General features: G+C 70.8%; 21 protein-coding genes. 2 read left to right on the forward strand and 19 right to left on the reverse strand.

Annotation, left to right across the window (positions count from 1 at the left end):
• Positions 1-256: 256 nt before the first annotated feature.
• The 4 genes from QF032_RS08080 to QF032_RS08095 all read right to left on the reverse strand — a co-directional run bounded on the left by QF032_RS08080 (position 257) and on the right by QF032_RS08095 (position 4,675).
• Complete coding sequence (locus QF032_RS08080) at positions 257-1,612, reverse strand: replication-associated recombination protein A (RefSeq protein WP_306953926.1); 1,356 nt, start codon at positions 1,610-1,612, stop codon at positions 257-259.
• Positions 1,613-1,672: 60 nt separating this feature from the next.
• Positions 1,673-2,332: a vitamin K epoxide reductase family protein gene (locus QF032_RS08085; RefSeq protein ID WP_307041155.1), complete on the reverse strand. Its 660-nt coding sequence runs from the start codon at positions 2,330-2,332 to the stop codon at positions 1,673-1,675.
• Positions 2,333-2,683: 351 nt separating this feature from the next.
• Positions 2,684-3,946: a histidine--tRNA ligase gene (gene hisS / locus QF032_RS08090; RefSeq protein WP_307055566.1), complete on the reverse strand. Its 1,263-nt coding sequence runs from the start codon at positions 3,944-3,946 to the stop codon at positions 2,684-2,686.
• 12 nt (positions 3,947-3,958) lie between these two features.
• Positions 3,959-4,675 carry an MBL fold metallo-hydrolase gene (locus tag QF032_RS08095; RefSeq protein ID WP_307055568.1) on the reverse strand — a complete coding sequence of 239 codons (717 nt, stop codon included), beginning with the start codon at positions 4,673-4,675 and terminating at the stop codon, positions 3,959-3,961.
• Between the two features lie 180 nt (positions 4,676-4,855).
• Here QF032_RS08095 and QF032_RS08100 point away from each other — a divergent pair, with 180 nt between their 5' ends.
• Both QF032_RS08100 and QF032_RS08105 read left to right on the forward strand, forming a co-directional pair.
• Entirely contained in the window at positions 4,856-5,677 is an 822-nt protein-coding gene (locus QF032_RS08100) for a peptidylprolyl isomerase (protein ID WP_307041159.1), read from the forward strand.
• Between the two features lie 155 nt (positions 5,678-5,832).
• On the forward strand, positions 5,833-7,062 hold the full coding sequence (locus QF032_RS08105) for a DUF349 domain-containing protein (protein WP_307055571.1): 1,230 nt from the start codon (positions 5,833-5,835) through the stop codon (positions 7,060-7,062).
• Between the two features lie 112 nt (positions 7,063-7,174).
• Here QF032_RS08105 and QF032_RS08110 read toward each other — a convergent pair whose 3' ends face one another.
• From QF032_RS08110 to pgsA, 15 genes are all read right to left on the reverse strand, one after another.
• Positions 7,175-9,700 (reverse strand): RelA/SpoT family protein, encoded by a 2,526-nt coding sequence (locus QF032_RS08110; RefSeq protein WP_307041162.1) that lies wholly within the window; start codon positions 9,698-9,700, stop codon positions 7,175-7,177.
• 180 nt (positions 9,701-9,880) lie between these two features.
• Positions 9,881-10,420: an adenine phosphoribosyltransferase gene (locus QF032_RS08115; protein WP_307041164.1), complete on the reverse strand. Its 540-nt coding sequence runs from the start codon at positions 10,418-10,420 to the stop codon at positions 9,881-9,883.
• Positions 10,417-11,535, reverse strand: coding sequence for a protein translocase subunit SecF (gene secF / locus QF032_RS08120; protein WP_307041167.1), 1,119 nt, complete (start codon positions 11,533-11,535; stop codon positions 10,417-10,419). Before secF ends, QF032_RS08115 begins: the two co-directional genes overlap by 4 nt.
• Before the next feature lie 3 nt (positions 11,536-11,538).
• Positions 11,539-13,314, reverse strand: a complete 1,776-nt coding sequence (secD, locus tag QF032_RS08125) for a protein translocase subunit SecD (RefSeq protein ID WP_307055573.1) — start codon at positions 13,312-13,314, stop codon at positions 11,539-11,541.
• Positions 13,315-13,447: 133 nt separating this feature from the next.
• On the reverse strand, positions 13,448-13,954 hold the full coding sequence (gene yajC / locus QF032_RS08130; protein WP_307041171.1) for a preprotein translocase subunit YajC: 507 nt from the start codon (positions 13,952-13,954) through the stop codon (positions 13,448-13,450).
• 175 nt (positions 13,955-14,129) lie between these two features.
• Positions 14,130-15,203, reverse strand: a complete 1,074-nt coding sequence (gene ruvB, locus QF032_RS08135; RefSeq protein WP_307041173.1) for a Holliday junction branch migration DNA helicase RuvB — start codon at positions 15,201-15,203, stop codon at positions 14,130-14,132.
• A gap of 9 nt (positions 15,204-15,212) precedes the next feature.
• Positions 15,213-15,818, reverse strand: coding sequence for a Holliday junction branch migration protein RuvA (gene ruvA / locus QF032_RS08140; RefSeq protein WP_057580362.1), 606 nt, complete (start codon positions 15,816-15,818; stop codon positions 15,213-15,215).
• Positions 15,815-16,381, reverse strand: coding sequence for a crossover junction endodeoxyribonuclease RuvC (gene ruvC, locus QF032_RS08145; RefSeq protein ID WP_307041175.1), 567 nt, complete (start codon positions 16,379-16,381; stop codon positions 15,815-15,817). The genes ruvA and ruvC overlap by 4 nt, the downstream gene beginning before the upstream one ends.
• Positions 16,382-16,554: 173 nt before the next feature.
• Positions 16,555-17,307: a YebC/PmpR family DNA-binding transcriptional regulator gene (locus QF032_RS08150; RefSeq protein WP_107444974.1), complete on the reverse strand. Its 753-nt coding sequence runs from the start codon at positions 17,305-17,307 to the stop codon at positions 16,555-16,557.
• 74 nt (positions 17,308-17,381) lie between these two features.
• Positions 17,382-17,993: a pyridoxal 5'-phosphate synthase glutaminase subunit PdxT gene (gene pdxT, locus QF032_RS08155; protein ID WP_307041178.1), complete on the reverse strand. Its 612-nt coding sequence runs from the start codon at positions 17,991-17,993 to the stop codon at positions 17,382-17,384.
• A gap of 6 nt (positions 17,994-17,999) precedes the next feature.
• A complete protein-coding gene (pdxS, locus tag QF032_RS08160) occupies positions 18,000-18,911 on the reverse strand; it encodes a pyridoxal 5'-phosphate synthase lyase subunit PdxS (protein ID WP_057580365.1) in 912 nt (303 codons plus the stop codon).
• Between the two features lie 170 nt (positions 18,912-19,081).
• Positions 19,082-19,624 carry a hypothetical protein gene (locus QF032_RS08165; protein WP_307041180.1) on the reverse strand — a complete coding sequence of 181 codons (543 nt, stop codon included), beginning with the start codon at positions 19,622-19,624 and terminating at the stop codon, positions 19,082-19,084.
• 42 nt (positions 19,625-19,666) lie between these two features.
• A complete protein-coding gene (locus tag QF032_RS08170; protein WP_307041183.1) occupies positions 19,667-20,836 on the reverse strand; it encodes a glycosyltransferase family 4 protein in 1,170 nt (389 codons plus the stop codon).
• Positions 20,833-21,765 carry a phosphatidylinositol mannoside acyltransferase gene (locus QF032_RS08175; RefSeq protein WP_307041185.1) on the reverse strand — a complete coding sequence of 311 codons (933 nt, stop codon included), beginning with the start codon at positions 21,763-21,765 and terminating at the stop codon, positions 20,833-20,835. The genes QF032_RS08170 and QF032_RS08175 overlap by 4 nt, the downstream gene beginning before the upstream one ends.
• Positions 21,762-22,535: a phosphatidylinositol phosphate synthase gene (gene pgsA / locus QF032_RS08180; protein WP_307049979.1), complete on the reverse strand. Its 774-nt coding sequence runs from the start codon at positions 22,533-22,535 to the stop codon at positions 21,762-21,764. The genes QF032_RS08175 and pgsA overlap by 4 nt, the downstream gene beginning before the upstream one ends.
• Between the last annotated feature and the right edge of the window lie 187 nt (positions 22,536-22,722).

Genomic DNA, 22,722 nt, shown 5'->3' on the forward strand with positions numbered 1-22,722 from the left:
TCGCAATCCGCAGCCGGGGAAACCCGCCGGGTCCGCGTGGGACCTGTCGGGCAGCCGCTCCCCTGGTCTGGGCACATACGTGCAGCACGCGAGTTGCCCACCGACCGTTCCCGGAGTTCCGGGTGGTGATGGGCTGCCCGCGACACCTTCGACGGTGCGCGACGCTCCTGGAGCCGGTCCGAGGGACCGGTGCTCCGGCTGACTGTCCCGTTCTGACTGCACGGGACGCAGCACTCCGAGGGATTCTACAGGGTGCTCAGGACCCGTTCCGACCGAGGTGCGATCTGGTCCACTCGACCGCGTCCGCGTAGCGGGCCTCGGCGCCGTGCCGGGTGGGGGTGTAGTACTCCCGGCCGTGGATCGCGTCCGGCGCGTACTGCTGGGCGGCGATGCCCTCGGGCAGGTCGTGCGGGTACACGTACCCCTGCGCGTGCCCCAGCTTGGCGGCGCCCTTGTAGTGGCCGTCCCGCAGATGCGGCGGGACGGGCCCGGCCAGGCCCTTGCGGACGTCGTCGAGAGCGGCGCCGATTGCCGTGGTCGCGGCGTTGGACTTGGGCGCCAGGGCGAGGGCGATGGTGACGTGGCTGAGGGTGAGGGCGGCCTCGGGGAAGCCGATCATGGCGACGGCCTGGGCGGCGGCGACCGCGATCGGCAGCGCGTTCGGGTCGGCGAGGCCGATGTCCTCGCTGGCGGAGATCATCAGGCGGCGGGCGATGAAGCGGGGGTCCTCGCCCGCCTCGATCATGCGGGCCAGGTAGTGCAGGGCCGCGTCGACGTCCGAGCCGCGGATGGACTTGATGAGGGCGCTGGCGACGTCGTAGTGCTGGTCGCCGTCCCGGTCGTACTTCACGGCCGCGCGGTCGACCGTCTGCTCCAGCGTCTGGAGGCTGATCTCGGTCTCGTCCTGGTCGAGGGCGGCGCCGGCGGCGGCCTCCAGGGCCGTCAGGGCGCGCCGGGCGTCGCCGCCGGCGATGCGCAGGAGATGGGCCTCGGCGTCCGCGGGGAGGGTGACGGAGCCCTTGAGGCCGCGATCGTCGGCCACGGCGCGCCCGACCAGGTCGCGGAGGTCGTCGTCGGTGAGGGGCTCGAGGGTCAGCAGCAGGGAGCGGGAGAGCAGGGGCGAGATGACCGAGAAGTAGGGGTTCTCGGTGGTCGCCGCGATCAGCGTCACCCAGCGGTTCTCGACGGCCGGCAGGAGGGAGTCCTGCTGGGCCTTGCTGAAGCGGTGGATCTCGTCGAGGAAGAGGACGGTCTCCTTGCCGAAGCCGCCGATGGCGCGACGGGCGCCGTCGATGACGGCGCGGACCTCCTTGACGCCGGCGGTGATGGCGGAGAGCTCGACGAACCGCTTGTTGGTGGCCTTGGAGACGACGTACGCGAGGGTCGTCTTCCCGGTGCCCGGCGGTCCCCAGAGGATCACCGAGGAGGGGCCGGCCGGGCCCTTGGCGCCCTCGCCGACCAGGCGGCGCAGGGGTGAGCCCGGCTTCAGCAGGTGCTGCTGGCCCACCACCTCGTCGAGGGTGCGCGGGCGCATCCGGACCGCCAGGGGGCTCCCGGCGGGGTCCTTCTCCTGGCGGTCTTCCGCTGCGGCGGTGAACAGGTCGGGCTCCACACCTGGGAGCCTACGTCAGGGGTACGACAGTCCCCTTCGGCCGCCCGTCCGGCTGCGGGCTCAGGCCCAGAGGTCGGCGCCCCAGCGGGTCAGGACCAGCATCGCGATGATGCCGGCATGCGTGACCGGAAGGACCCAGGTGAACTCGCCGAGGAACCGCTTCAGTCCGGCGGGGGCGGGGAGGAAGCCGTTGCGCACGTTGAACGAGGTGACGTACCAGAACATGGTGATCGTCGCGACCCACGCCAGCGAGCACCACAGGCACAGGGCGTTGATCTTGTACAGCGACTGGTACTGCAGCCAGGTGCAGAAGACGACGCCGAAGAGCGTGCCGAAGTTGAAGGTCAGCCAGTACCAGCGCGGGAAGCGGGCCCGGGCCAGCAGGCTCATGCCGACGCAGATCACGATGCCGTAGGCGACGAGGCCCAGCATCGGGTTGGGGAACCCGAAGACGGACGCCTGCTTGCTCTGCATGATGCTGCCGCAGGAGATGACCGGGTTGATGCTGCAGCCCGGCGTGAAGGTCGTGCCCGCGACCTTGGCCTCGAGGATCTTGAACTTGTCGATCGTGATGACCCACGCGGCGAGCAGACCGGCCGCGCCGGTGATCAGCAGCAGGATCGCGAACGCACGGCTGCCGCCCACCGTCCGTGGCTCGATCGCGGCCACGTGCTCGGGCTCGGACTCCGTGGAGGCGTCTTTCACTGTCGTCTTGCTCATCACGCCGATCCGTCACTTGAGAGTTGGACCATCTTCGGGCTGGGGCCATTGTGCCGCACAGGGCCGACCCTCCACCGTTCGGTGGACATAAGGAAGTACGCGCGGCCACCCCCTGGCGTTCGGTTCCGGCCGACGCTCGAAGCATGACAACACACCTCGAACCCCTCGCGGTGGACGTACCCGATCCGCAGACGGGCGGGCCGCGCGGCGCCGAGGGCAGACCCGGAGGTGAGCCTCGCGTGGGGCGCTCACGCCTCACCCTCACCCGGAAGGGGAACCGGGGCACGAAGAGTTGACGGCGGGCGGGGACGCCGGGCAGAAGCCCCGGCGTCCCGGCGCCCCCGTGAAGCGCTATCCGAGCTTCGACTCCAGTTCGGCCACGATCTCGTTGACGGCGATCGCCGTCTGCTCGCCGGACTCCATGTCCTTGAGCTGGACGACGCCCTCGGCGAGGTCGCGTTCGCCGGCGACGATGGTGTAGCGCGCCCCGCTGCGGTTGGCGCTCTTCATGGCGCCCTTGAGGCCCCTGCCGCCGTAGGCGAAGTCGGCCGCGACGCCGAGCTTGCGCAGTTCGGTGACCTTGGCGAAGAGCACCCGGCGGGCCTCCTCGCCGAGCGGCACCGCGTACACGGAGGTCGAGGCGGGCAGCCTGAGCTCCACACCCTCGGCCTCCAGCGCCAGCACCGTGCGGTCGACGCCCAGCGCCCAGCCCACCGAGGGCAGCGCGGGGCCGCCGATCATCTCGGAGAGGCCGTCGTAGCGGCCGCCGCCGCCCACCGCGGACTGCGAGCCCAGCCCGTCGTGGACGAACTCGAAGGTCGTGCGCGTGTAGTAGTCCAGACCGCGGACCAGCTTGGGGTCGTCCTCGAAGGCGACGCCCGCCGCGGTGATCAGCGCGCGCACCTCCTCGTGGTACGCCTTGCAGGCGTCGCAGAGGTAGTCGCGCAGCAGGGGCGCCTCTCCGAGCTGCTTCTGGACCGACTCGCGCTTGTCGTCGAGCACCCGGAGCGGGTTGATCTCCGCGCGGCACAGCGTGTCCTCGTCCAGGTCGAGGCCGCGCAGGAAGTTCTGGAGCGCCTCCCGGTACACCGGGCGGCACTCCTTGTCGCCGAGGCTGTTGAGCAGGATGCGGAAGTTCCGCAGCCCCAGGGAGCGGTACGCCTGGTCGGCCAGGATGATCAGCTCGGCGTCGAGCGCGGGGTCCTCCGCGCCGATCGCCTCGGCGCCCACCTGGGAGAAGTGGCGGTAGCGGCCCGCCTGCGGCTGCTCGTAGCGGTAGTAGGAACCGGAGTACCAGAGCTTGACCGGAAGGTTGCCCTGCCGGTGCAGGTTCGCCTCCAGCGCGGCGCGCAGCACGGACGCGGTGCCCTCGGGACGCAGGGCGAGCTTGTCGCCGCCCTTGGTCTCGAAGGCGTACATCTCCTTCGTGACGATGTCGGTGGACTCGCCGACACCGCGCGCGAAGAGTTCGACGTTCTCGAAGCCGGGCGTCTCGACATAGCCGTAACCGGCGCTGCGCAGTGGCGAGGCGATGCCCTCGCGGACCGCGAGGAACTGCGCGGAACGGGGCGGGATCAGGTCGTACGTGCCCTTGGGGGCCTGAAAGGTGCTCACGGAAGTCTCTTGTCACATTCCTCGTCGGGGAGAGGTGGGCGAACCCGCTCCCTGGCCGCCGGCCGCCACCTGCCGCAGATACGGGTTGGCGGCGCGCTCCTGGCCGATGGTCGTCTGGGGGCCGTGGCCGGACAGCACCACGGTCGAGTCGTCGAGCGGCAGGCACACGCGGGCCAGCGAGTCGAGCATCTCGGCCATGTCACCGCCGGGCAGGTCGGTGCGTCCGATGGAGCCGGCGAACAGCAGATCCCCGGAGAAGAACACCGACGGGACGTCGGTCGTCTCGGGCATCCGGAAGGTCACCGACCCCTTGGTATGGCCCGGCGCGTGCGCGACGGAGAACTCCAGCCCGGCCAGGTCCAGCCCGGCGCCGTCGGTGAGCTCGCGGACGTCGTCCGGCTCTCCCACGGTGAGCTCGCCCATCAGCGGCATCCCGATGGACCGGCCCAGCGCCTTCTCGGGGTCGCTCATCATGTAGCGGTCCTCGGGGTGGATCCAGGCCGGCACGTCGTGTGCGCCGCACACCGGGACGACCGAGGCCACATGGTCGATGTGACCGTGGGTGAGGACGACGGCGACGGGCTTCAGCCGATGCTTTCTGATCGCTTCCTCGACGCCGGGGGCCGCCTGGTGGCCCGGGTCGATGATCACGCACTCCTCGCCCGCGGCCGGGGCGACGAGATAACAGTTCGTCCCCCAGGCTCCGGCGGGGAACCCGGCAATGAGCACGATCGTCCTTCGTTTGTGTCGATACGCGTGGGCTTCTGGGCGGCTGCGCCAGTGGTCAGAGCCTACCGGCGCTGCCGTTTCCTCAGCGATCCCATATACGGTACGGGACACACGCAGGCGGTCGGCTCACAAGACGCACGCGTCCCAGTCGACGTACGAGACGCATGAGGAGAGAACCCGGTGGTCACCCAGGAACAGCGGAAGCGTCAGCTCGCCCGGGAGAAGTTCTTGCGGCAGCAGCAGCGGCGCACGAGCGCGCGACGCAAGGCCCGTATGCGCAACTCGGTGATCGCGTCCGTGCTCGGCGTGGTCGTCATCGGCAGCCTGGCGCTGTACACGACGGGTGTCCTGAAGGACGACGGCAAGGACAAGACGAACGCGAGTTCGCAGACCACGCCGTCCGCCGCGCCCACCGCCGCCAAGGACCCGTGCGAGAAGCCGGCCGCCGGCGCGGTCAAGACGCAGACCTGGAAGAAGGAGCCGGCGGTCACGATCGACCCGTCGGCGAAGTACACGATGACGCTCGCGACGACCTGCGGCGACATCGGCATAGCGCTCAAGGCGAAGGCCGCGCCGCACACGGTGAACTCGTTCAGCTTCCTCGCCGGCAAGGGCTACTTCGACCACACCAAGTGCCACCGCCTCACCACCAACGGCATCTACGTGCTGCAGTGCGGCGACCCGACGGGCAGCGGCAGCGGCGGCCCCGGCTACACGATCCCGGACGAGAACCTGAAGGACGCCTCCCTGAAGGCCAACGTCTACCCGGCGGGCACGGTCGCGATGGCCAACACCGGGCAGGCGCACACCGGAGGCAGCCAGTTCTTCCTCGTCTACCAGGACAGTCAGCTGCCGCCCAGCTACACACCGTTCGGCACGGTGTCGGCCGACGGCATGAAGGTCCTGAAGAAGATCGCCGCCGCGGGCGAGAACACCGGCGCGGGCGACGGCGCCCCGAACGCGACGGTCGTGATCGACAAGGCGACGGTCACGAAGTCCTGACGACGAACCGGTGGCCAGGGCGGTCAACTGCCCAATTTCGGTCGTGCGGGATGCGGACAGGCGGCCTGCCGGTCGCCTATGTTGGCCGTGACGAAACTGTGGACGATGCCCAGGGGCCCTGAGGCCCCTCGGAGGCATCATGTGGAGGAGGCGCTGTGAGCAGCGACCCGTGGGGCCGCGTCGACGAGACGGGGACCGTGTACGTGCGTACCGCCGACGGCGAGCAGGTGGTCGGTTCCTGGCAGGCAGGCTCCCCCGAGGAGGCGCTGGCCTACTTCGAGCGCAAGTACGAGGGCCTGGTTGTCGAGATCGGCCTCCTCGAGAAGCGAGTGCAGACCACCGACCTTTCGGCGAAGGACGCTCAGGCCGCGATCGACCACATCCGCGAGCAGGTTGACGCGCACCACGCCGTCGGTGATCTGCAGGCGCTGCGGGAGCGGCTGGACAAGCTGGTGGCGACCGTCGAGTCGCGGCGCGAGGAGCGCAGGCAGCAGCGGGCGAAGCAGTCCGACCAGGCCCGGCACGCCAAGGAGGACCTGGTCACCGAGGCGGAGCAGCTCGCGCAGTCCGACCAGTGGCGCGCCGCCGGTGAAAGGCTGCGCGCCCTGGTGGACACCTGGAAGGGGCTGCCCCGGCTGGACCGCAAGTCGGACGACGAACTGTGGCACCGGTTCTCGCACGCGCGCTCGGCGTTCTCCAAGCGCCGCAAGGCGCACTTCGCGCAGCTGGACGCGCAGCGTGAGGAGGCCCGCCGGATCAAGGAGCGGCTGGTCTCCGAGGCCGAGGCCCTGTCCGGTTCGACGGACTGGGGTCCGACCGCCGCGCGCTACCGCGAGCTGATGGCGGACTGGAAGGCCGCCGGCCGCGCCCAGCGCGAGCACGAGGACGATCTGTGGAACCGCTTCCGCGGCGCCCAGGACGTCTTCTTCGCCGCCCGCAGCTCGGTCTTCGCCGAGCGGGACGCCGAGCAGACGGAGAACCTCAAGCTCAAGGAGGAGCTGGCCGAGGAGGCCGAGAGGCTGCTCCCGATCGGCGACCTGAAGGCGGCGCGGGCCGCGTTCCGTTCGATCAACGAGCGCTGGGAGGCCATCGGCCATGTCCCGCGGGACGCCCGGCCGAAGGTCGAGGGCCGGATGCACGCCGTGGAGCGGGCGATCCAGGAGTCCGAGGAGACGGAGTGGCGCCGGACGAACCCGGAGGCACGCGCGCGTGCGGCGGGCCTCACCGGTCAGCTCCAGGGCGCCGTGGACAAGCTGAAGACGCAGATCGAGCAGGCTCGCGCCCAGGGCAACTCGGCGAAGGCCGACAAGCTGGAGCGGGAGCTCGAGGGCCGTCAGGCGCTGCTGGACCAGGCTCTGAAGGGTCTGCACGAGTTCGGCGGCTGAGGCGGGCCGGCTCCCTCCGAGGACCGCGCGCGGCGAGCAGCCCCCGTACCTGGTGTACGGGGGCTGCTTCGCGTTCTCGCGCCGTTCTGCGGCCCGCGCGCCGGCGGCCGTTCTACGGCCTGCGCGCCGACGTCACCCGGTACACGTCGTAGACGCCCTCGACGCCGCGCACGGCCTTCAGGACGTGCCCCAGATGTTTGGGGTCACCCATCTCGAAGGTGAAGCGGGAGGTGGCCACCCGGTCGCGGGACGTCTGGACCGCCGCGGACAGGATGTTGACGTGCTGGTCGGACAGGACGCGCGTGACGTCCGAGAGGAGCCGGGAGCGGTCCAGCGCCTCGACCTGGATCGCGACGAGGAAGACCGAGGACTGCGTGGGCGCCCACTCGACCTCGAGGATCCGTTCGGGCTCGCGTGACAGTGACTCCACGTTGACGCAGTCACTGCGGTGAACCGATACGCCGCTGCCCCGCGTGACGAAGCCGATGATGGGATCGCCGGGCACGGGCGTGCAGCAGCGGGCCAGTTTGACCCACACGTCGTCGACGCCCTTGACGACGACACCGGGGTCCTGGTTGCTGCGCCGCTTGCGGCCGCGGCTGTGGGACGGCGGGACCGTCTCGTCGATCTCCTCGGAGGCGGCCTCCTCGCCGCCGAGCGCCTGGACCAGCTTCTGCACGATGTTCTGCGCGGAGACATGGCCCTCGCCGATCGCCGCGTACAGCGCGGAGATGTCCGAATACCGCATCTCGTGCGCGAGCGTCACCAGCGAGTCACCGGTCAGGATGCGCTGGATCGGCAGGTTCTGCTTGCGCATGGCGCGGACGATGGAGTCCTTGCCCTGCTCGATCGCCTCGTCGCGGCGCTCCTTGGAGAACCAGGCGCGGATCTTGTTGCGGGCGCGCGGCGACTTGACGAAGTTCAGCCAGTCCCGGGACGGCCCCGCCCCGGCGGCCTTGGAGGTGAAGACCTCCACCAGGTCGCCGTTGTCCAGGGTCGACTCCAGCGGCACGAGACGCCCGTTGACCCGGGCTCCTATCGTGCGGTGGCCCACCTCGGTGTGCACCGCGTACGAAAAGTCGACGGGCGTCGCACCGGCCGGCAGCGCTATCACGTCACCCTTCGGCGTGAAGACGAAGACCTCGTTGCGCGACAGGTCGAAGCGCAGGGACTCCAGGAACTCGCCGGGGTCCTCGGTCTCCTTCTGCCAGTCGAGAAGCTGGCGCAGCCAGGCCATGTCGTTGAGGTGGTCGTCCTTGCCGGTGGTCCTCGGCTGGTCCGAGCGCACCTTCGAGGCGCCGGCGACGGCCTCCTGCTTGTACTTCCAGTGCGCGGCGATGCCGTACTCGGCTCGGCGGTGCATGTCGAACGTGCGGATCTGGAGTTCGACCGGCTTGCCGTTGGGGCCGATGACCGTCGTGTGCAGCGACTGGTACATGTTGAACTTGGGCATCGCGATGTAGTCCTTGAACCGGCCGGGGACCGGGTTCCATCGCGCGTGCACGGTGCCGAGCGCCGCGTAGCAGTCGCGGACGGTGTCCACGAGGACGCGGATGCCCACCAGGTCGTAGATCTCCGCGAAGTCGCGACCGCGGACGATCATCTTCTGGTAGACGCTGTAGTAGTGCTTCGGGCGGCCGGTGACGGTCGCCTTGATACGGGCGGCCCGCAGGTCTGCCTGCACCTCGTCGGTCACTATGGCCAGGTATTCGTCGCGCTTGGGGGCCCGCTCGGCGACCAGGCGGACGATCTCGTCGTACATCTTGGGGTAGAGGATCGCGAAGGCGAGGTCCTCCAGTTCCCACTTGATGGTGTTCATGCCCAGGCGGTGAGCGAGGGGCGCGTAGATCTCGAGGGTCTCGCGCGCCTTCTTCTCCTGCTTCTCCCGCTTGAGGTAGCGCATGGTCCGCATGTTGTGCAGGCGGTCAGCGAGCTTGATGACCAGCACCCGCGGGTCCTTGGCCATGGCGACGACCATCTTGCGCACGGTCTCGGCCTGCGCGGCCTCGCCGAACTTCACCTTGTCCAGCTTGGTGACGCCGTCGACGAGCAGGGCGACCTGGTCGCCGAAGTCGCGCCGCAGGTCCTCCAGGCCGTATTCGGTGTCCTCGACGGTGTCGTGCAGCAGACCGGCCATGAGGGTCGCCGGGTCCATGCCCAGCTCGGCGAGGATCGTGGTCACCGCGAGCGGGTGGGTGATGTACGGGTCGCCGCTCTTGCGCTTCTGGCCGCGGTGCCAGCGCTCGGCGACCTGGTAGGACTTCTCGATCTGGCGCAGGGTCGCCGTCTCGATCTTCGGGTCGTTGCTGCGCACTATCCGCAGCAGCGGCTCCAGGACCGGGTTGTACGGGTTCTGGCGCTGGACGCCGAGCCGGGCGAGACGGGCGCGGACGCGGTTGGAGGAGCCGGAGCGGGCGGCCTGCTGCGGGGCGGCGGCCTGACGGCCGGCGGGCGCCGCCGTCGTGCCTTCGGGCGGAGCCGACTCGGGACGGGGCTGCTCGGCCGGCCCGGCGGGCGCGGAACGGTCGTGCTCCGCCGGGCCGCGGCTGTCGTCCTGCGCCTGCGACGCGGGAGTGGCCGCCGGCGCCGAGGCGGACTCGGGCTTGGCGGCTGTCAGGTGCTGGGCCTCGTCTGGCAAGAGGACTCCTCGTGCGCGATCCGGGTCCCCGGTCAGGCTCCGGAGCACCCATCGTAGCGATCCTGCGCCCCGGGATCGCCTTCAGGCCGATGTGAGAGCCGTCTACCGGTGAAACGCGAGGGGCGGGCACCGGATTCCTCCGGGCCCGCCCGTTCGCGTGCGGCGGTGCGCAGACCGCGTTCAGATGGTGAGCAGCGCCTCCACGGGCGCCCCGCGCAGGGCCGCCTCCAGACGGGGACGCCCGTCGAGGAAGCCCAGCTCCATCAGGACCGCGACCCCGGCCACCTCGGCCCCGGCACGGTGGATGAGCTGGATCGACGCCTCGGCGGTGCCGCCGGTGGCCAGGACGTCGTCGACGATCAGCACGCGGTCGCCGGCGGTCAGGTCCTCCGCGTGCACCTCGATCTCGGCCGAGCCGTACTCCAGGTCGTAGGCCTGGCTGAGGGTCGCTCCGGGGAGCTTGCCCGCCTTGCGCACGGGGATGAAACCGAGGCCGGCGCGGACGGCGACCGGGGCTCCCAGGATGAATCCCCGGGCTTCCAGGCCGACGATCTTGGTGGCGCCGGTGCGCTCGGCGATCTGCGCGAACGCGTCGGTGAGCGCGGTGAACGCCGCCGGGTCCGCCAGGAGCGGGGTGATGTCCTTGAACATCACGCCCGGCTCCGGGTAGTCGGCCACGTCCCGGATGCGGCTGAGGAGCAGCTCCTCGACGCCGGTCACCGTCGCTTCCCCGACGGACGGCCCCGGCCTCGGCCGCGGGAGGCGGGCTGGGCGCGCGGGCCGACGACCGCCGGCGCCGCGTCCTCCGCGTCGTCGTCGTAGCCGTCGGCGGTGCGCGTCTCGTCGCCGCGCTCCCCCTCGGCCGGGGACTGGGCCCGCTTGGCGAGGACGCGCTTCTTCAGGGCCTTGTACTGCGGCTCAAGCTCCTTGAGGTCGGCGACGAGCGGCGTGGCGATGAAGATCGAGGAGTACGCGCCCGCCGCGAGACCGACGAACAGCGACAGCGAGATGTCGTTGAGCGTGCCCGCGCCGAGGAAGCCGCCGCCGATGAACAGCAGGCCCGCCACCGGCAGCAGAGCGACGACCGTGGTGTTGATGGAGCGGACCAGGGTGCCGTTGATCGAGCGGTTGGCGACCTCGCTGTAGGTGAAGCGGGTCTGCTTGGTGAGGTCCTTGGTCTGCTCCTTGAGGGAGTCGAAGACGACGACCGTGTCGTACAGCGAGTAACCGAGAATGGTCAGCAGACCGATCACCGTGCCGGGCGTGACCTCGAAGCCGACGAGGGCGTAGATGCCGACGGTGATAGTGATGTCGTGGATCAGGGCGACGAGGGCGGCGATGGCCATCCGCCACTCGAAGGCGATCGCCAGGTAGATCACGACCAGCACCATGAAGATCGCTAGGCCCTGCCAGGCCTTGCCGGCGATCTGGTCGCCCCAGCTGGGACCGACGAGGTCGGCGGCGATGGTCTCCGGGTCGACCTTGAAGTCCTTGGCGAGGTCGTTCTTGATCTCGTCGGACTTCTCGATGTCCATGCCGGCGATCTGGATGCGCACCGAGCCGTCGCCGAGCTTCTGCACGACCGCGTCGTGACCCGAGGCCGTCTTCGCAGCTTCCTCGGCCTGGGAGACGGAGATACTGCCGTGCTTCGCCGTGGTGAAGACGGCGCCGCCCTGGAAGTCGATGCCCATGTTCAGGCCGCGCACCGCCAGACCGAGGATGGCCGTGATGGTGATCAGGATCGAGATGCCGTACCAGAGCTTGCGGTGCCCGATGAAGTCGTAGCTGATCTCGCCACGGTGCAGCCGGGCGCCGAGGTTACCGAGTTTGGACATCGCTCACGCCTCCTTCGTCTCGACGGGACCGGCGACAGGACCGCCGGGACGGCGGGTGCGGCGCAGCGGCGGCTGGGCACCCAGGCTCTTCGGGTCGAGGCCGGACCACTTGTGGCCGTTCGCGAAGAACTTCCGCCGAGCGATGAGCGTCATCAGCGGCTTGGTGAAGAAGAAGACCACGACCACGTCGAGGACGGTGGTCAGGCCCAGCGTGAACGCGAAGCCCTGCACCTTGCCGACCGTGACGACGAACAGCACGGCGGCGGCGAGGAACGACACGAAGTCGGAGACCAGAATGGTGCGCCGGGCCCGCGGCCAGGCACGCTCGACGGCGGGTCGCAGGGTGCGGCCCTCGCGGATCTCGTCCCGGACCCGTTCGAAGTACACGATGAACGAGTCCGCCGTGATGCCGATGGCGACGATGGCTCCGCAGACGGCCGGCAGGTTCAGCGCGAAGCCGATGGCCGGGCCGAGCAGGGCCATGAGCACGTAGGTGAGAGCCGCCGAGACCAGCAGCGAGGCGAGCGCGACGAGCGCCAGACCGCGGTAGTACGCCACCAGGTAGATGACGACCAGGGCGAGGCCGATGGCTCCCGCGAGCAGACCGGCGTGCAACTGGTCACCGCCGAGGGCCGCCGTCACGGTGGTCGTGCTCTGCTCCTTGAAGGTGAGCGGGAGCGCGCCGTAGGACAGCATGTTGGCGAGGCCCTGGGCCTCCTCCTGCTTGAAACTGCCGGAGATCTGGGCCTGGCCGCCGGTGATCGCGCCCTGCACGAACGGGCTGGAGACGACGTCGCCGTCGAGCACGATGCCGAACTCGTTCTGCGGCTGCTGGTTCTGCGCGAGCTTGCCCGTGATGTCGGCGAACTTCTTGCCACCCGACTTGGTGAAGGTCATGGTGACCTGCCAGCCGGCCGCGCCCTGCGTGTCGAAGACGGCCGCGGCCTTCTTGACGTCGGTGCCGTCGACCGCGGCCGGGCCGAGCAGGTACTTGTACCAGACCTTGTCGATCTCACCGCAGGCGACGGTCGTGTCCTCGGGCTTGACGCCCTCGGCGACCTTGCGGCGCACTTCCGGGTCGGTGCAGTCCAGGGCCGCGTACTTGGCCTGGAGCGCGGCGGCGCCGGCGGAGGCCGCGCCCCCGCTGGCGGAGGCCGACGGGCTGGGGGACGTCTTCGCCTTGGTGCTCGCGGACGCCGACGGGGTGGAGTCGGCCTTGAGCGCGTCGGTGACTGCGCGGCCCTGCGAGGTGGCGGAGGCCGAGGGGGACGAGGAGGAGGTCGCCTTCTCACCCTTGGCGGAGGCGCTCGCCGAGGGGTTGGGAGACGCGCTCGACGAGCCGCTCGGGGACGCGCTCGGCGAGGGGGCGGCGGAGCCGGTTGCCTCCTGGGCCAGGACCGGACGGAAGTACAGCTTGGCGGTGGTGCCGACCTGCTTGCGTGCTTCCGCGGAGTTGGTGCCCTTGGGGATGTTCACGATGATGTTGCGGTCGCCCTGGGTCTGCACCTCCGCCTCGGAGACGCCCAGCCCGTTGACACGGCGGTTCATGATGTCGACCGCGGTGTCCATGTTGGCCTTGTTGATCGCGGATCCCTGGTCGGCCTTCGCCTCCAGCGTGATGCTGGTACCGCCGGCAAGGTCGATGCCGAGACGCGGAGTGGTGTGACCGGAGACGAACATGCCTCCGGTGAGCCCCACGATGGCGATCAGGATCAGGGCCAGCGAGCGCCCTGGCTTGCTCTGGGCACTCGCACTCCGGCCCTTCTTGGGTGCTGCCACCTTCTCGTACTCCCTCTCGGGCCGCCTCGCGCCGGGTCAGCGCGGCGGCGGCCATGACATGGTGTGGGATCCCCTGGCGAGATGCGCGCGCCCCGGCGCCGACGGGTGTGCACCCTGAGCGCCGGGGTCGTGGCTACTTCTTCTCGTCGGAGTCGCCCTCGGTCTTCTTCGGCTCCTCGCCGGCCTCGGCCTGCTCGGCCTCGGCGGCCTTCTCCCGGACCTCGCCGGTCTCGTCCTTCTTGCCGAGGTCGACAACCTTGTCGTCGGAGGCGGCAGCTTCGTCGACGGAGTCGTCGGTCTCGGCCAGGGAGGAGGCGTCGTCCGGGACGACGTCGGAGTCGGACTTCAGGTCGTGCTCGATGCCGTGCACGATGCGGTTGTACTCGTCGTCGGTCAGGACGGCGCCGATCGCGTTCTTCGCGAAGAGGAGTTCCACGCCCGGTCCCGCATCGAGGAGAAGCGTGTCGTCGTTGACCTCCTTGACCGTCGCGTACATGCCGCCGATGGTGCGGACACCACTGCCGGGCTGCAGCTCGTTACGCATGGCGGCCGCCTGCTGCTGCTTCTTCTTGGCCGACCGGGTCATCAGGAACATGGCCCCGATGAGCACGATGAACGGGAGGAGGGTCAAAGGACTCACGGGTCGGAACTTCCTTCAAACGACCGCGGCGGTGGAGCGGCCTCATGGATGGGGGTTGTGTGCTGCCGACTGGGGCGGCATCGGCGGAGTCTAAGCGAGTCCGCGCGCATGGAACAACGCTCAGCATGGCACCTGGGTTCCTGACCCGGCCAATGTCCTCGCCGAAGCCCCGGCGTCACGTCCCGAACAGGTCCTGTTGCCCGCTGCCCTGGCCCGGGGCCCGGGGCGGGGTGAGACCGAGGTGCGTCCAGGCGGCCGGGGTCGCCACCCGTCCGCGAGGTGTGCGGGCGAGCAGGCCCTCCCGGACGAGGAAGGGTTCGGCCACCTCCTCCACGGTCTCACGCTCCTCCCCCACGGCGACGGCGAGCGTGGACAGACCGACCGGTCCGCCCCCGAAGAGTTTCAGCAGGGCTTCCAGGACTCCCCGGTCCAGACGGTCCAGCCCCCGCTCGTCCACCTCGTAGACCTTCAGCGCCGCCGCGGCGATCTCGCGGGTGACCCTCCCGTCGGCCTTGACCTGCGCGTAGTCGCGGACACGGCGCAGCAGACGGTTGGCGATACGGGGCGTGCCGCGGGAGCGGCCGGCGATCTCGGCCGCCCCCTCCGCGTCGATCTCGACGTCGAGGAGGTCGGCCGAGCGGTGGATGACGCGTCGCAGTTCGCCGGGCTCGTAGAACTCCATGTGCGCGGTGAACCCGAAGCGGTCGCGCAGCGGCGGCGGCAGCAGGCCCGCGCGCGTGGTGGCGCCGACGAGGGTGAAGGGGGGCAGTTCGAGGGGGATGGCGGTGGCGCCGGGGCCCTTGCCGACGATGACGTCGACGCGGAAGTCCTCCATCGCCATGTACAGCATCTCCTCGGCGGGCCGGGACATGCGGTGGATCTCGTCGAGGAAGAGGACCTCGCCCTCCTGGAGCGAGGAGAGGATCGCGGCGAGATCGCCGGCGTGCTGGATGGCGGGGCCCGAGGTGATGCGGATCGGGGCGCCCATCTCCGCGGCAATGATCATCGAGAGGGTGGTCTTGCCGAGGCCGGGGGCTCCGGAGAGCAGCACGTGGTCGGCGGTCGCGCCCCGCGCGCGGGCAGCGCGCAGGACGAGGTCGAGCTGCTCGCGGACCTTCTCCTGGCCGATGAACTCGCCGAGGTCCTTGGGACGCAGGGCGGCCTCGACGGCCTGGTCCTCCCGGTCGGCGACCGAGCCCACCAGCCGCTCCTCGGCGGTGGTCTCCTCGGTCGTGTCGTCCCAGTTCACTGACGTCTCCTAGCGGGCGCGGTTCAGGGTCTGCAGGGCGGCCTTCAACAGCCGGCCCACCTGGGGCGCACCGTCGGCGGCCTCGGCCTGCGGGGTCACGGCGGCGACCGCCTCGTCGGCCTCGCGGGTGGCGTAGCCGAGGCCGATCAGGGCGGCGTGCAGCTGGTCGCGCCAGCCGCTGGTGACCGGTGCGCCGACCGCGGGGGCGCCGATCGGCTCGCCGAGCCGGTCCTTGAGCTCCAGCAGCAGTTTCTGCGCGCCCCTCTTGCCGATGCCGGGGACGGCGATCAGCGCCTTCTCGTCTCCGGTGGCCACCGCGCGGCGCAGGGCGTCCGGGGCGTGGACCGCCAGCATGGCCTGGGCGAGCCGGGGGCCGACGCCACTGGCGGTCTGCAGCAGTTCGAAGACCTGGCGCTCGTCGTCGTCCACGAAGCCGTAGAGGGTCAGCGAGTCCTCCCGTACGACGAGGGAGGTGGCGAGCTTGGCCGGCTTGCCGAGCCGGAGCGTGGACAGCGTGTTCGGCGAGCACTGGACGGCCATGCCCACACCGCCCACCTCCACCACCGCGGTGTCCGGGGCGAGTGCGGCGACGGTGCCGCTGACGAAGGCGATCATGCCGTACGGCCTTTCGATGTGATCGGTGCGGTCACGGGGTGCGTGGGCTTGACGGTGTGCCGGGCGACCGCCTGCTGGAGCCGGTTCTGCGCGGGGGCGCGCCAGATGTGGCAGATGGCGAGGGCGAGGGCGTCGGCGGCGTCGGCCGGTCTGGGGGGCGCGTCGAGTCGCAGCAGACGGGTGACCATCGCGCCGACCTGGGCCTTGTCCGCGCGCCCGCTGCCGGTGACGGCGGCCTTGACCTCGCTGGGGGTGTGCAGCGCGACGGGGATGCCACGGCGGGCCGCGCACAGCATGGCGACGGCGCTGGCCTGGGCGGTGCCCATCACCGTGCGCACGTTGTGCTGGCTGAACACCCGTTCCACGGCGACGAATTCGGGCCGGTGTTCGTCGAGCCACGCTTCGATGCCCTGCTCGACGGCGACGAGGCGCTGCCCCAACTCGGCGTCGGCGGACGTCCGTACGACTCCTACGCCGAGCATGGTGAGGGGCCGGCCCGCGACTCCCTCGACGACGCCGACACCGCACCGTGTCAGTCCGGGGTCCACCCCGAGTACCCGCACGCCCGCCTCCCTTCGCTCTCCCCCGGCCCGGCCGGGTCGCCCACCGGTTCGTGCAGGCTATCGGGTGCCACCGACAACGCCTGCCGGCACACGCCCCGGCTCACGCCCCGGCAACGCGACGGGCCGACGGGGGTGTCCCGTCGGCCCGTTCGAAGACGCGGTGGAGCGTCGGCTCAGGCGTCGACCTTCTCCATGACCTCGTCGCTGACGTCGAAGTTGGCGAAGACGTTCTGCACGTCGTCGCTGTCCTCGAGCGCGTCGATCAGCTTGAAGATCTTCCGTGCGCCGTCCTCGTCGAGCTCGACCTGCATGGTCGGGACGAAGTTGGCCTCTGCGGAGTCGTAGTCGATGCCGGCCTCCTGGAGCGCGGTGCGCACCGCGACCAGGTCGGTGGCCTCGGAGAGGACCTCGAAGGTCTCACCGAGGTCGTTGACCTCTTCGGCGCCCGCGTCGAGCACGGCACCGAGGACGTCGTCCTCGGCCAGCTCGCCCTTGGGGACGACGACGACGCCCTTGCGGTTGAACAGGTACGACACCGAGCCCGGGTCGGCCATGGAGCCGCCGTTGCGGGTCATGGCGACGCGGACGTCGGAGGCCGCGCGGTTGCGGTTGTCGGTGAGGCACTCGATGAGGACCGCGACGCCGTTCGGGCCGTAGCCCTCGTACATGATCGTCTCGTAGTCGGCACCGCCGGCCTCGAGACCGGCGCCGCGCTTGACCGCGGAGTCGATGTTCTTGTTCGGGACCGAGCTCTTCTTGGCCTTCTGGATGGCGTCGAACAGCGTCGGGTTGCCGGACACGTCCGCGCCACCGGTACGGGCCGCGACCTCGATGTTCTTGATCATCTTCGCGAAGAGCTTGCCGCGCTTGGCGTCGATCACGGCCTTCTTGTGCTTCGTCGTAGCCCATTTAGAGTGGCCGGACATCTGCCTGTCTCCTTCGCGTAACCCAACCTGGACGAACTCCCCGGGCCTGCGGAGCCTGAGGGGACCCCCAGATCCTACAAGGACGCCGCCACCCGGTTCGCGCGCACCATGTCGACGAACAGGGCGTGCACCCGGTGGTCGCCGGTCAGTTCCGGGTGGAACGAGGTGGCGAGCGCGTTGCCCTGGCGGACCGCCACGATGTGACCGCCGTGCTCGGCGAGCACCTCGACGCGGGCGCCCACGGACTCGACCCAGGGGGCGCGGATGAAGACGCCCTCCACGGGAGGACCCGTCACGCCCACGACGTCCACCGTGGCCTCGAAGGACTCGTTCTGACGTCCGAAGGCGTTGCGGCGCACGATCATGTCGATGCCGCCGACGGTCTCCTGGCCCGAGCGCGGGTCGAGGATCTTGTCCGCGAGCATGATCATGCCCGCGCAGGTGCCGTAGACGGGCATGCCCGACCGCACGCGCGCGCGAAGGGGCTCCATCACGCCGAACAGGACGGCCAGCTTGGAGATGGTCGTGGACTCGCCGCCGGGGATGACGAGGCCGTCGACCTCGGCGAGTTCCTCGGGGCGCCGCACGGGCCTGGCCACGGCGTCTGCCGCGGCCAGGGCCACGAGGTGCTCCCGTACGTCGCCCTGGAGGGCCAGGACGCCTATGACGGGGACTGTGTCGCTCATGAGGTGTTACCAGCCGCGGTTGGCGTAGCGCTCGGCCTCGGGGAGGGTGTCGCAGTTGATGCCGACCATGGCCTCGCCCAGGTTGCGGGACGCGTCCGCGATGATCTTCGGGTCGTCGTAGAAGGTGGTCGCCTTCACGATGGCGGCGGCACGCTTGGCCGGGTCGCCGGACTTGAAGATGCCGGAGCCGACGAAGACGCCCTCGGCGCCGAGCTGGCGCATCAGCGCGGCGTCGGCCGGGGTGGCGACGCCGCCGGCGGAGAACAGCACGACCGGCAGCTTGCCGAGCTCGGCGACCTCCTTGACCAGCTCGTAGGGGGCGCGCAGGTCCTTGGCGGCGGCGTACAGCTCGTTGTTGTCGTAGCCGCGCAGACGGGCGATCTCGTTCTTGATCTGACGCAGGTGGCGCACGGCCTCGACGACGTTGCCGGTTCCGGCCTCGCCCTTGGAGCGGATCATCGCGGCGCCCTCGGCTATGCGGCGCAGGGCCTCGCCCAGGTTGGTGGCGCCGCAGACGAACGGGGTCGTGAACGCGAACTTGTCGCTGTGGTTGACCTCGTCGGCCGGGGTGAGGACCTCGGACTCGTCGATGTAGTCGACGCCGAGCGACTGCAGGACCTGGGCCTCGACGAAGTGGCCGATCCGGGACTTGGCCATGACCGGGATCGACACGGCCTCGATGATGCCCTCGATCATGTCGGGGTCCGACATCCGGGCGACGCCGCCGTCCTTGCGGATGTCGGCCGGGACCCGCTCCAGCGCCATGACGGCGACGGCGCCCGCGTCCTCGGCGATCTTCGCCTGCTCCGGCGTGACGACGTCCATGATCACGCCGCCCTTGAGCTGCTCGGCCATGCCGCGCTTCACGCGCGCGGTGCCGGTCTCGGGGGTCTGGTTTTCGGAGATCGTGCTGGACACGGGTGACCTCACTAGTCGAAAAGAGGATTCTTCGGCACTGAGGAAACGCGATTGGACCAGTCCACAGCAAGGGCCAATGGGCAGTCGGTGGATCCTTTTCCCGGGGCGACGCCCAGGAAGCCCCCGAAGCGCACCGCCGCGCAGCCCTGGAGGATTCGGCCCGTCCCAGGTCAGGCGGCCCGGTCGGCCAGCGCGGACGGGGGTTCGTCGTCCATCTCGAAGGCCATCGGGAAGGGGGCGTGGCCGGCCAGGCGGAACCAGCGGACCTTGCGGTGCTCGCGAAGTCTGCGGACGGCGCCCACCGCGTCGTTGTGGAAGCGCCGGGCCATGGGGACCCGGCGGACGGCCTCCGTGAGCTCGCGGGCCGCCTCCTCCCCGCCGGGCGCCTCGCGCACCACCTCGAGCTGCTGGACGTCCGCGAAGACGGCCCGCAGGGCCTGGCTGAGCTCGCTCTCGGCGACCTCGCGCTGCTCCTCCTCGGCCTGCCGGGCGGCGTGCGCCGCCTCGTACAGGACGATGGAGGCAGCGGGGTCGAGGACCTTGGAGGTGGCCAGCTCCTGGGCCACCGACGCGCGGCGCAGCAGCTGCGCGTCGAGTGCGGCACGGGCGGCGTCGATGCGGGCGTGCAGCCGGTCGAGCCGTCCCGCCGTCCAGCTCAGGTAAAGGCCGATCGCGACGAGGACGACCAGAATCCAGATCAGGGTTGCGGTCACGGGCGGCAAGGCTACCCGTGATCCCCGCGGCGGCGGGGCGGCTCAGTCGCGGGCCAGCCCGAGCCGAGCCCGCAGGCCCGTCGATCCCCGTTCGTCGTCGGCCGCGACCGCCGCCGCTCCCGCCGTCACCGTCTCGTAGACCGACAGGATGTCCGCGCCGACGGTCGACCAGTCGAAGCGCCGCACATGCGCGCTGCCCCGCTCGCTCAGCTCCCCCCGGCGTTCCGGGTCGCCCAGGAGCCGTACCGCCGCGGCGGCCAGCGCGTCCGCGTCCTCGTTGGCGAACAGTTCGCCGGCCGCACCCTGGTCGAGAACCTGGGCGAAGGCGTCGAGGTCGGAGGCGAGCACGGGTGCTCCCGCCGACATGGCCTCGACCAGGATGATGCCGAAGCTCTCACCGCCGGTGTTGGGCGCGATGTAGAGGTCGACGCTGCGCAGGAAGCGCGCCTTGTCCTCGTCGCTGACCATGCCGAGGAACTCCACGCGCGCGTGGAGCTCCTTCGGCAGGCTCTCCACCGCCTCCTTCTCGTCGCCGCGGCCGGCGACCAGCAGCCGTGCGTCCGGGCGTTCCGCGAAGATCTTCGGCAGGGCCCGCACCAGCACGGGCAGGCCCTTGCGCGGCTCGTCGATGCGTCCGACGAAGCCGATGGTGCCGCCCTGCCAGTCGGGGTTGGGCTCGGCCTTGGCGAAGAAGTCGACGTCGACGCCGTTGGGGATGACGACCGCGTCGCCGCCGAGGTGCTCCACCAGGGTCCGGCGGGCGTACTCGCTGACGGCGATCCGCGCGCTGATCTTCTCCAGGGCGGCCTGGAGGATGGAGTACGCGGCGATCATGGCCCGCGAGCGCGGGTTGGACGTGTGGAAGGTCGCCACGATCGGGCCGGAGGCCGCCCAGCAGGTCAGCAGGCCGAGCGAGGGAGAGGTCGGCTCGTGGATGTGGACGACGTCGAACGTGCCGTCGTGCAGCCAGCGGCGCACGCGCGCGGCGGACAGGAACCCGAAGTTGAGCCGGGCGACGGAGCCGTTGTACGGCACGGGGACCGCGCGGCCGGCCGAGACGACGTACGGCGGCAGCGGGGTGTCGTCGTCGGCCGGGGCGAGGACGGACACCTCATGGCCGAGCCGGACGAAGTACTCGGCGAGGTCGCGGATGTGGAACTGGACGCCGCCCGGGACGTCCCAGGAGTAGGGGCAGACGATGCCGATTCTCACGCGGTCGCCCCGTCCGACGGGCGGGGCGGCGACGGGCGGGATTCCAGGTCGGCGAGCCACAGTCGCTGCAGCATGTGCCAGTCCTCCGGGTGGTCGGCGATGCCGGTGGCGAAGGCGTCTGCCAGCGCCTGTGTCATGACGGACGTCTTCTCGGCCCGGGTGCCTGCCTCGGGCACCTCGATCGGCGGGTGCACCCGGCCCTGCATGACGGGCGAGTCGTCGTACCAGAGCGTGACGGGCAGCAGCAGCGCGCCCGTCTGCTGGGCGAGCAGCGCGGGTCCGGCGGGCATCCGGGCGGTGTCCCCGAAGAAGTCGACCTCGACGCCGGAGGCGGACAGATCGCGCTCGGCGACCAGGCAGACCAGTCCGCCGTCGCGCAGCCGCCGGGCCAGGGTGCCGAAGGCGGAGCCGCCGGTGTGCGGCAGCACCTCCATGCCGAGCCCTTCCCGGTAGGCGACGAACCGGTCGTACAGCGTCTCGGGCTTGAGGCGTTCGGCGACGGTGGTGAACGGCGTGCGCAGCTTCGTGGTGACCCAGGCGCCGGCCAGGTCCCAGTTGCCCATGTGCGGCAGCGCGAGGATGACGCCCCGGTCCGAGGCGATGCCGTCCGTCAGGTGGTGCAGGTCCTTGGGGTCGAAGCCGTCGGCGACGCGCTCGGCGCTCCAGGCCGGCAGCCGGAAGGACTCCATCCAGTACCGCAGGTAGGAGCGCATCCCCGCGCGGGACAGCTCGGCCAGGCGCTCCGGGCCCGCGTCCGGGACCACGCGCGCGTAGTTGCTCTCCAGCCGCAGCACGCCCTTCCCGCGCCGTTTCCACGCGAGGTCGGCGACGGTGCGGCCGAGACGCACGGCGACGGGCTCGGGGAGCCTCTTGACAGCGCTCCAGCCGAGACCGTACAACGCGTCCGCCAGACGCTCCTGGGCGCTCACTTCGCGGCCTCGCTCCCCCGGGCCCCGCTGTCCCGCGCCTCGTCCGCCCGCTCCGCGACGTCCGCGGCGTCGGCCGCGGCCGCCTGCTCCGCCTCGGCGGATTCCCGGCGGACCGTGACGACGCGCTGGATCAGCGTGACGAGGCTGCCGACGGCGACGATCCACAGCGCGATCGGCAGCAGCACCTGGATGCCGGGCACGCCGAACGCGTGCAGACCCGAGAGCCCCGCCGCCACCAGCGAGATCACCAGGCGCTCGGCGCGTTCCACCAGCCCGTTGACGGCGACCGGCAGGCCGATCGACTCGCCGCGGGCCTTCGTGTACGACACCACCTGACCGCTGGCCAGACAGAAGATCGAGACGGCGCACAGGGCGTTGTCGTCGCCGTGGCCCGCGTACCAGAGCGCGAAGCCGCCGAAGATCGCGCCGTCGGCGACCCGGTCGAGCGTGGAGTCCAGGAAGGCCCCCCAGCGGCTGGTACGGCCGAGCTGGCGGGCCATGTTGCCGTCGACGAGGTCGGAGAACACGAAGAGCGTGATCACGATCGTGCCCCAGAAGAACTCGCCCCGGGGGTAGAAGACCAGCGCGCCCGCGATCACGCCGGCGGTGCCGAGGAGCGTGACCGTGTCGGGGCTCACGCCCCTGCGGATGAGAAACGCGGCGAACGGTGTGAGGACACGCGTGAAGAATGCACGCGCGTACTTGTTCAGCATGGCCTTCCCGAGGGTCGGTGTGGCCGTGCGGCCCCTGCTGGCCGCCGGCTGGCCCATCGTAGCCACGCGCGTGTGTGTGCGACGGTCGGGCACCCGGCCCCCGCCCCGTGTCACGGCCGCACGGTGTCCGGGGGGCGGCGGGGTCGCGTCCGTCGTATGGACGCGCCGTGACGGGAGTGGAAAGCTCGAAGGACCGTGGGCGTCGCCGGAGCCGCCATCGCACGCGGGGCCGTCGTGCCCGCGC

The organism is Streptomyces achromogenes, from assembly GCF_030816715.1.
In the GTDB taxonomy this organism is placed as follows: domain Bacteria; phylum Actinomycetota; class Actinomycetes; order Streptomycetales; family Streptomycetaceae; genus Streptomyces; species Streptomyces achromogenes_A.